Raw genomic sequence first — 780 nt, 5'->3', positions numbered from 1 at the left:
TGTTGATTTACACTTTATCTTATCCTAAGTTTTACAAATTAATTTATCTAGTTAAATCATGGATTTGCACATATATTTATCCGATTTACATAATAATTTAACCGGAATTTACACTTTATCTTAACCTGATGTTCAAGGCTAAAATCTAAAATAATAGAGTAGCATCGCTACTCCAAGTATTAAACTTATTTAATTTATGATTCAACATAATTATATAGAATCTATTTGGGCAGCTATCGCTGCTAAAGCACAGGCAACTGTGATACCATCAATTTTACCCATAACACCACAAAGATTTTCAGTACTGTAGAACTTGTCTTTTAATTCAGCTAAATGACAACCGGATCCAAAATCAGGCATGCAGGCAAAATTCCCTAAGGTAGTTTTTCCAAGCAACACCATAATACCTGAACGACTTTCAATTTTTATTTCATAATGGCTTCCGTAGTTAATAATTGATGTTACTCTTCCAGTCCAAGTTTCTTTTTTGTTTTTAGTTTGATTTGTACATTCAAAAACCATTTATTTAAACCACCCCTCATATTTTCATATATTGTTATATAAGATTAATTTCATTTTGAACACTCATTACAATTTCAGTGTCAATTACTTTTAGACCCTTCTGATATCCCATCATTAAACTCTTCTCAAGAATGGTATTAAGAAGCCTTGTAGACCCATTGCAGCAGGAATTAATAGCTTCTATTGCATTAGCATTAAAGATCTCATCGACTATGCCACAAAGTTTTAATCTTGAAGATATATAGCCATTAACCTCGT

Annotated in this window: 2 protein-coding genes; both read right to left on the bottom strand. The window is 30.9% G+C overall.

The genetic code is table 11. The features are described from left to right. Positions 1-210 precede the first annotated feature (210 nt). Positions 211-522: a DUF6618 family protein gene (locus KPL38_RS19420; RefSeq protein ID WP_216290769.1), complete on the bottom strand. Its 312-nt coding sequence runs from the start codon at positions 520-522 to the stop codon at positions 211-213. Positions 523-556: 34 nt separating this feature from the next. After that, positions 557-780, bottom strand: a 224-nt coding sequence (locus KPL38_RS19415) for a hypothetical protein (protein WP_216290768.1), incomplete at its 5' end; no start/stop codon positions are given.

It is taken from the genome of Clostridium psychrophilum, assembly GCF_018861705.1.
Taxonomy (GTDB): domain Bacteria; phylum Bacillota; class Clostridia; order Clostridiales; family Clostridiaceae; genus Clostridium_AD; species Clostridium_AD psychrophilum.
This window is presented reverse-complemented; position numbering and strand designations above follow the sequence as displayed.